The sequence below is a fragment of the Candidatus Alcyoniella australis genome, from assembly GCA_030765605.1.
Lineage (GTDB): Bacteria > Lernaellota > Lernaellaia > JAVCCG01 > Alcyoniellaceae > Alcyoniella > Alcyoniella australis.
Map to the genome: position 1 here is coordinate 1 of JAVCCG010000115.1, position 7,967 is coordinate 7,967.

The following is a 7,967-nucleotide window of genomic DNA, read 5'->3' on the forward strand; positions in this document are numbered from 1 at the left end:
CCAAAACTCGCGTAGTACACTGGTCGTAATGCTACGAGCCACTCCGCGTCGAAAGATGGTGGAGGGAAGGTAAAGATCGTAAAAACGATCTTTGTGTGAAGGCTCGCCGGGGCGGCTTGGAGCCGCAGCAAAGCTCGCATATTTCCCTGGTCATTTTGCGTAGACCCATGCCGCGACGCGGAGAGCATCGTCGAGCCACATGCAGGTCACGTACGCGAGTTTTGGTGCGGCTCCAAGCCGCCTAGGGGAAGATCGAGCGGATCAACTCCAGCGCGGTTTTGATGATCTTGATCCAGCGCACCAGGGTATCGGGCATCGGCTTGCCCGCCAGCCAATCGCCGACGCTCCCCAGGTCGGCCAGCAGTTCGTCGATCGGCGTGGGCGGCAAAATGCCCGGCAGCCCGAACTCGCCTTGGAGCATCAGCAGGTTCTGCGGGATTAAATCGTCGGACTGATCGTCGGTCTCGGCCATGATCGAGTCGATGGAGAGCAGCAGCAAATCCAGACCGTCGAGCAGATGATCCAGGCCCAGGCCGATGGACTTCTCATCGCCCGCGTCAAGCTGTGAGCTGGGCATCAGGTGCCCAAAGTATCCCGCGCCGATCAGCAGCTCCGATGCTGCGTGCAACAGCAGCGCGTCTCCGGCATCGATCTCGCACGCGCCCAGTGCGGTGGAGCCGCCGGCCCCCAACATCAGCAGCCGCTCGATGTTCCACTGTAGCGCGCTATCATCCTCGACCAGGCTCAGTAGCGTTCCGGCAGCGCCCAACTCGTCCTCGAGATCCGAGCGGATGAAGGTCAGCATTTCGCTCAGCTCGATCTGTCCTGAGGCGTAGAGGTTGTATTGTTCGAGCAGATCCAGGGCCGCGCGCACGATCAGCACCGTGGCGCTGCCCAACGCGGCCTCGCCCTGGGACGGGTCTTGCTCGAGGGCCGCGGCGTAGCTCTCCAGCGCGTGGTCGAAGCGTCCGCGCGCAATGTAGAACGTTCCCCAAATCTCGTTGCCGGCTGATTCCGCGGGCGGATGCACGTACTGCTCGTCCGTGCCGCGCGGCGGCTCGAGATCGGACGAGGGAGCGGATCGCGCGCGCTCGATTGTGGCCAGCAAATAGATGCCGATGCCGTAGGCCACGTTCTCGCCCTTGAGCACCTCCTGGTAGTGCGCCAGGTCGCCGGGGCTGGTGCCGAACGACGTGCCCAGCAGCAGCGTATCGTCCGCCTCGTCAACGAGCACCTGATCCAACGCGCCCTGCAGCGCGGCGTCGGCCTCGCCGGTCAGCGCCGGGTCGGCAGCGTCGGCGGCGATCCCGAGGTAGATGCCCCAGGCGAACAGCGCGCTGATCGAGGTCTCGAGATACGACTCCGGCGCGTTGAGCACAGTGTGCCAGCGCCCCTGGTCCGCCTCGACCAATGGCAGCACGGCCGCGAGCTGCCGCGCGTAGGCCTGCGCAATCTGCGGCCGGGACACGTGATCGCTGGGCAGTTTGTTCAGCGCGTTGGACATCGCCACCAGCGCCCAGCCGTTGCCGCGCCCCCAGAACAGCGGCTCCGCGGGCATCAGCACGTCGTCGTCCGCGTCGTAGGCGTGGCGGAACAGGCCGCTGTCCGGGTCCTGCAATCGTCCCTGGAAGATCGTGATTTGCAGCGCGGCCTCGTCATAGGCCGCGGCGTCCTGGTCCAGCTCGCCGAGCTCAAGCAGAAACGGCGTGACCATGAACAGCGTATCGACCCAAAGTTGGTTGCCCGAGATCGAGGCCATGTGGTTCAGACCGCCATCGGGGGTGCGGTCGGCGCGCTCGAAGATGTACTGGCGCACGTCGTCCACCACTTTGCGGTATTGCTGCTCGCCGGTTTGGCGATAGAGCCGCAGCGCCAGCAGTCCCGGCGGGCAGTGATCAGACCAGGAGATGGTGTAGCCGCGCTCGATCCACGAGTCGAGCCATGTGCGCACGTAGTCGTTGTAGCGCTGCTCGCCGCTGTACTCGCCCAGCTCCCAGAGGCCCATCATCAGGATCCCCGTGTCCCAGCTCCAGCCCAGCTGTGCCGGTTCCCAGGTCTCGATCCAGGTGTCGGCCAAATCGCACGCCGCAATGATCGAGGGCGGCGTGTCGAGCTGATCGTCGTCGTCATCGTCGTCGCCTGTATCGCAGCCGATGCAAAGCAACAGCGCGACGAGCAACGCCACCAGGGCGAACAACGTCAGGGGCAGACGGGTGCGGTGCGACAGTTCCATTTCAACCCTCCAGCGATCAGCGCCTATCATCGTGTTCGAGGGTAGCGGAATCAAGCCTGGCAAATAGACGGCCAACCACCCTCAGGCTAGAATGCGCTGAAGTAGGAGTCTAATGAAGAGGCCAGGCAAAATGCGAATGGTGAAATCGATGATCGTGCTGGTGCGCCACGGCGAGACCGGCTACAACCGCGACCGGATAGTCCAGGGCCGCACGGACACGGATTTGAGCTTTCTGGGCGAGCGTCAGGCGCGCAAACTCGGTCCGCTGCTGGCCCCGATAAAATTTCACTCCGCGTTCGTTAGCCCCCAAAGCCGCGCCCGGCGCACCTTTGAGCTGCTCTCCGATGGTATGGAGCTCGAGCCGGTGTTCGACGAGCGGCTGGTCGAAGTCGACTACGGTCAGTGGGAGGGCCGGCGCTTCAGCGAGCTTTGGAGCGAGCAGCGGGACGAGCTGCTCAAGTTTTTCAGCGACCCGGCCGCGTTCCAGGTCCCCGGCGGCGAGAGTCTGACGCAGCTGGAGCAGCGCGTGGACGAGTTCATCGAGCAACGCCTGCCCGCGGCGCACGAGGAGCGCAACACGCTGGTCGTGGCCCACGGCGGCAGCCTGCGGATGATCGTCTGCCGTATGCTCGGACTTTCGCCTTCGCAGCATTTTTTCGGCCTGGAAATGGGCAACTGCTCGATCACCACGCTGCTGCGGATCCCCGGACGCACCATGCTGCAATGCCTCAACTGGCGTCCCGAGCCGCTGGACAAGCTGCCTTTTTAGCCCCCATGAATAATTCGGGTAATAGAATTACGAAGCGACCCTGGATTTGCCCCAGTTGCGGCGCGACGCTGCTCAACCTGGGCGACGTGCTGATCTGTACGGCCCAGGGGCTGAGCTTTCCGCGCCGGGACGGATTGATCTATCTGCTGGCCCCGGGCCGCGCCGAGAGCCTCGAGTCGCGGCTGCCGCGGCTGGCCGCGTTGCGCAAGGAGGAGGGTCTGGACCTGGGCGACTACGACGCGCCCGCGTCGCTGCCCGAGGTCGATCCGGACAATCCCTGGGCCTCGCTGTGGGAGCAGCGCGCGATCAGTTGGCGCGCGGCCGTCGAGCAGCTCGATCAGCTGTTCGGCAGCCGCAGACTGCGGCTGATTGATCTGGGGGCCGCGAGCTGTTGGATGAGCCTGCGTCTGGCGCAGCAGGGGCACGACGTGTTGGCCTGCGATCCTTGTCCGGATGGCGACATCGGCCTGGGCGCCGCCGGGCGATTGGCCGCGCAGCCGCCGTTCGAGCGCGTGGTCTGCGAGCTCGAGCGTTTGCCCTTGGGGCCCGGCTGTGTGGATGCGGTGCTCTGTTCGGGCGCGCTGCATCATGCCCAGTCGGTGGACGCGACCCTGGAGCAGGCGCAGCGCGTATTGGCTCCGGGCGGCGCGCTGCTGATTTTCGATTCGCCGCTGGTGCGTTTCCGTGAGGACGGGCAGCGCATGGTTCGCGGCCTGGCCGCGGAGATCGAGCAGGGGTACGGGCTGCCGCCGTGGGTCGATGAGCCGTTCTTTGTGCGCGACGAGCTTGAGGAGCTGCTGCGCGAGCGCGGATTCGAGCCGCGCTTCACCCGACCTCGACGCGGCTGGCGTTGGCGGGCCAACAGTCTGGCCTCGGCCCTGGCCAGCGGCGGCACGGTCGCCGAGTATCCGCTGGTGGTCGCCACAAAGCTGGCATCGGATGATTAAAATAAGATAACCTGTGCGCTGAGATTGAATCCGCACAGGAGCCGACCGATGTTTAAGCGTACCGCTTTACTATGCGTAATCGTCTGCCTCGCGCTGGCGCCGGCCGCTTACGGCGCGACGTTCAAGAATCCGGTCAAGGCGCCGGGCGTGGACGTCAAATCCATCGAGGCCCTGCTCAACTTCGGCCAATTGCTGATCGTCGAGACCGACGAGGGCGGCCGTCCCAAACTGACCACCGGCGGCATTCTGATCGAGGCCCCGACGCAGCAGGTCTGGGACGTGCTGCAGGACTACGAGCACTACCACGAGTTCATGCCAAGCACCGAGCGGGTTTCGGTTCTGCGCCGCGAGGGGAACACTGTCGACACCAAGTTCGAGATCACCTTCCAATTCTCGGTGCTCAAGTACAACGTCGAGTACACCACCCGCAACACGTTGCACGAGCCTCACAGCGCCACCTGGGTAATGGTCGAGGGCGACATCAACGATACCTGGGGCGGCTGGGAGCTGATCGAGCTGCCCGGCGGAAGTACGGCGGCGTTCTACTCGGTCTACTCGGACATCCGCAGCATCGGCTACGTGGTGCGCAAGGTGCTCGACTCCGAGCCGAGCTTCGAGGTGGCGGTCAACTCCTCCACCGTGATTCTGGTGCTCGATGCGGTCAAACAGCGCGTCGAGAGCATGCCCGCAAAGCCCGCCGAGGATGATGAGGCGGAGCAGCCCGCGGAGCAGCCCGATACCGACGAAGGGAGCTGACAATGGATTGTCCCGACGGCCACGGCCCGATGAACACCGAGCAGCTCGACGACGTTGAAATCGACGTCTGTCAGACCTGCGGCGGCATCTGGCTCGACAACGGCGAGCTCAAGCGCCTGCTCAACGACCAACATGTTGAGATCGACGACCAGACGCGCAAACAGCTCAAGCAACTGCGCGCAGGCAAGCCCAAGATCGACTGGTCGGAGCAGCGGCTGTGTCCGGTCTGCGGCGAGAAGATGCGCCAGACCAACTACAGCTATTCCTCGCACGTGATCATCGACCATTGCGACAAGCACGGCGTGTGGCTCGATTCGGGCGAGATCGAGCTGCTCGAGGCGTTTTCCGAGGGCGGCCGCAAGCTGATGGACATGGCCGGTGAGGCCTACGCCGAGATGGCCGCGAGTAGGGCGCGGAGCCTGAATTTGATCCACGGCATCAACGAGACGCGCTACAACAGCATGCGGTTTACCAAGCGCGGCAAGTTCGCGTCCATGGCCTGGATTACGGCCTACCTGCTCGGCGATCGCTGAAGCGCTGACCCACTTGACCGGATGTGAGTCTACCAATGGCGCTCGCTGTGGGTAATTGCTAGACTGCTTTCCAACAATCAGCCTCCCCCCTGGCGGCCAGATCCGATTCGCCTTCCCACACGCTTGGATGGATCAACAACAAACCGCACCAGCCGAGAAGAAAGTAGTCGGATGAGTTCAACGCCCTCTACATCAACATCCGCACCTCAAGCTTTTCCCTGGCCCCCGCACAAGGTCCTCGAGTACTCCCTTGCCAACACCAGGCAGGTGCGGCTGCGGGGCAATTACGCGACACGCTTGGGCGTCTGGCTGATGCTGCGTCTGGTGCGCGGCCTGTCGTGGAATTGCGCCTACCGCCTGGGCTCGATGATCGGTCGGCTGCTGGGCCTGCTGCGCATCCGGCGCTCCGTGGCGATGACCAATCTCGATATCGTCTATGGCCAGACCAAGACCGCGGCGCAGAAGAAAAAGATCTATCGCGATTCGCTGCTCAACGTCGGCCGCCAGATGGTCAACTATTTGCGCATTCCGCTGATGGACGATAAATTTTGGGACGAATGCTTCGACCTTGAGAACGAGCATATTCTCCGCGACGCCTACAACCAGGGCCGCGGAGTGATTTTTCTCTACATGCACTTCGGCCCCTGGGAGCTGCCCGGCGGCAAGATCAGTCGCGCGGGCTATCCGTTGGCCGTGGTGGCCAAGCGGCTGAAGAACCCGGTGGTCGACAAGCTGATGATCGACGCGCGCAGCGCAATGAACCTGGGCACGATCTTCCACCGCGACGCCATGGACCGCATTCGCAGCGGGCTGAAAAGCGGCGAGGGGATCATCATGGTCATCGACCAAAACATGAAGCGCTCCCAGGGCGTGTTCGTCGATTGGCTGGGACGCAGCGCCTCCACCGTGCGCTCGACCGCCTGGATCGCCCGCGAGACCGGTGCGCCGGTGATCACCGGCTACGCGGTGCAGACCGGTCCCAAGCGCTTTAAAATGGTGATGACCGAACAGATCGACTGGCAGTCGCACCCGGACCCCGACCAGGAGCTGATCGTCAATACCCAGCGCTACGTGGGCGCCCTGGAGAAACGCATCTACCAGATGCCCGAGCAATGGTTCTGGCTGCATCGCCGCTGGAAAGTCCAACCCGAGGGCGTGGCCAACCCCTATGACAAGCCTTCAAACTCGTCCGTCAGCTAAATCAACAATTTACTGCCGGCGCGAGGAATATGCTTGACATTGGCGACGAGTCGCGATATGGTATATTTAGAATATCCAAATGGTTGGGTATTGCGACAAGGATAGATTCCGGCTTACCCTACATACTCTTCCTTTATTGGTTTCCCAAAAAAGGTTTGTACGTAAGGAAAGTGCAGGAAGGATGACGACCCTAGTGGTCGTCCCGGCTATGGCGGGCACTAATGCTCGTCAAGTGAATTGCGCCGTCCTTAAGGCGTCGCATCAGAAAGCGAGATACGAGTAATGGGTAAGAAAATGTATGTTGGTGGCCTAAGCTGGAACACAACCGACGAAATCCTTCGTAGCGAGTTCGCCAAGTTCGGCGAGGTTACCGACGTAGCCGTGATTAAAGACCGCGACACCGGTCGCTCCAGAGGCTTCGGGTTTGTGACCATGGGCGACGAGGAGAGCTGCAAGTCCGCAATGGCCGCATTGGACGGCAAAGAGCTGGACGGACGCACCATCAAGGTCAACGAGGCGCAGGACAAAGGCCCTCGTAACTCTGGCGGCGGCGGCGGCGGCGGCGGTGGTCGCGACCGCTGGTAGACTGAACTGAGCCGAAGAGACCGCAAGTCTGAAACTGCGATCTGAAATCGGCAACCATTGCGAATAAGAGGGGCGGGGCCCGACAAAGGCTCCGCTCCTTTTTTGCCTATATTCCCGGCCTTAAAAATTCCTCGGTATGATAAATAGCGAACAATATTAATTAGATAGCATGTTGTGCGTCATGCTGAAATCATTTATGCAATTTTCGTAATCATATTATGTTGAGTATGGTGGGCCCCGAACTTCTTACGTGAGGGGCTCGTGCGGATACTGCGCATTGCGTTTCTGGAACAATAGGACATTCTTCTTCAGGATAACGCCCTCGTCGATCACCATGGCGCGTCGAATCGTCTCGTTTTCGAGCCAGCCCTCGTGTTCTGACAACACCGTCGGTATGTGGACAATCAGCGCAGCAGAGACCGACCGGGACGCGCTTTCCCAAAGATAGCTGGGTGTATGATCTACTGCGTAGTAGTCCACCGTGCCGACTTTGAACATCGGGGCATCAAAAGTGGTCGGTTTGGAAAATGAGAATCCCATTCCTGCGTCGCAGCTAACATCGACGATGAGGCAATCCCTCTTAAGGCGCGCAACATCCTCCGCGGCAATGAACATGAGCGGCTCATACGGATTCTGAAGGATCCCATTCACGATGATGTCGGCTTCACAAAGCAGGTCGAGAAAAGGTCTTTCCGTCCCGTCGTGTTCCACGACGAGGAGTCGTGGTTCACCCTGCTTGCCCTTGCGCAGGTGAACATAGTGACAATCCAGCACTTCCTCTCGGACCTTGTGGGCGGGACGTTGAATGCAGACCGTGATGTCTTTGAACCCACGAGCTTTGAGTGCGTAAATAGCCCCCCTACTTACCGCACCAAAGCTGACGATGATCGTCTTGCGCTGGTCGCCATAATTCCCGTCGATCCCCTTCAATTGAAGAGCATGCA

The 7,967-nt window shown here is 61.6% G+C and carries 8 protein-coding genes; 6 read left to right on the forward strand and 2 right to left on the reverse strand.

Annotated features, from left to right (window positions below; translation table 11 throughout):
• Window positions 1-241: 241 nt before the first annotated feature.
• Window positions 242-2,233, reverse strand: coding sequence for a glycoside hydrolase family 88 protein (locus P9M14_13845; GenBank protein MDP8256827.1), 1,992 nt, complete (start codon window positions 2,231-2,233; stop codon window positions 242-244).
• Between the two features lie 130 nt (window positions 2,234-2,363).
• On the opposite strand from P9M14_13845, the gene P9M14_13850 reads away from it, so the two are divergent.
• The 6 genes from P9M14_13850 (at window position 2,364) to P9M14_13875 (ending at window position 7,023) form a co-directional block, all read left to right on the forward strand.
• Window positions 2,364-3,002 carry a histidine phosphatase family protein gene (locus P9M14_13850; GenBank protein MDP8256828.1) on the forward strand — a complete coding sequence of 213 codons (639 nt, stop codon included), beginning with the start codon at window positions 2,364-2,366 and terminating at the stop codon, window positions 3,000-3,002.
• Window positions 3,003-3,007: 5 nt separating this feature from the next.
• Window positions 3,008-3,949 (forward strand): class I SAM-dependent methyltransferase, encoded by a 942-nt coding sequence (locus P9M14_13855; protein MDP8256829.1) that lies wholly within the window; start codon window positions 3,008-3,010, stop codon window positions 3,947-3,949.
• A 48-nt stretch (window positions 3,950-3,997) separates the two neighbouring features.
• Window positions 3,998-4,705, forward strand: a complete 708-nt coding sequence (locus tag P9M14_13860; GenBank protein ID MDP8256830.1) for an SRPBCC family protein — start codon at window positions 3,998-4,000, stop codon at window positions 4,703-4,705.
• A gap of 2 nt (window positions 4,706-4,707) precedes the next feature.
• Window positions 4,708-5,238, forward strand: a complete 531-nt coding sequence (locus tag P9M14_13865; protein MDP8256831.1) for a zf-TFIIB domain-containing protein — start codon at window positions 4,708-4,710, stop codon at window positions 5,236-5,238.
• Between the two features lie 171 nt (window positions 5,239-5,409).
• Window positions 5,410-6,438 carry a lysophospholipid acyltransferase family protein gene (locus P9M14_13870; GenBank protein ID MDP8256832.1) on the forward strand — a complete coding sequence of 343 codons (1,029 nt, stop codon included), beginning with the start codon at window positions 5,410-5,412 and terminating at the stop codon, window positions 6,436-6,438.
• Between the two features lie 282 nt (window positions 6,439-6,720).
• Complete coding sequence (locus tag P9M14_13875) at window positions 6,721-7,023, forward strand: RNA-binding protein (protein MDP8256833.1); 303 nt, start codon at window positions 6,721-6,723, stop codon at window positions 7,021-7,023.
• Between the two features lie 246 nt (window positions 7,024-7,269).
• Here P9M14_13875 and P9M14_13880 read toward each other — a convergent pair.
• Window positions 7,270-7,967 (reverse strand): hypothetical protein (locus tag P9M14_13880; protein ID MDP8256834.1); only part of this gene is annotated, 698 nt, incomplete at its 5' end.

Excerpts from the sequence above, each read along its gene's own strand:
- P9M14_13875 (MDP8256833.1), top strand. The coding sequence starts at position 6,721 with ATGGGTAAGAAAATGTATGTTGGTGGCCTAAGCTGGAACACAACCGAC.
- P9M14_13865 (MDP8256831.1), top strand. The coding sequence starts at position 4,708 with ATGGATTGTCCCGACGGCCACGGCCCGATGAACACCGAGCAGCTCGAC.
- P9M14_13845 (MDP8256827.1), bottom strand. The coding sequence starts at position 2,233 with ATGGAACTGTCGCACCGCACCCGTCTGCCCCTGACGTTGTTCGCCCTG.
- P9M14_13855 (MDP8256829.1), top strand. The coding sequence starts at position 3,008 with ATGAATAATTCGGGTAATAGAATTACGAAGCGACCCTGGATTTGCCCC.
- P9M14_13870 (MDP8256832.1), top strand. The coding sequence starts at position 5,410 with ATGAGTTCAACGCCCTCTACATCAACATCCGCACCTCAAGCTTTTCCC.
- P9M14_13850 (MDP8256828.1), top strand. The coding sequence starts at position 2,364 with ATGCGAATGGTGAAATCGATGATCGTGCTGGTGCGCCACGGCGAGACC.
- P9M14_13860 (MDP8256830.1), top strand. The coding sequence starts at position 3,998 with ATGTTTAAGCGTACCGCTTTACTATGCGTAATCGTCTGCCTCGCGCTG.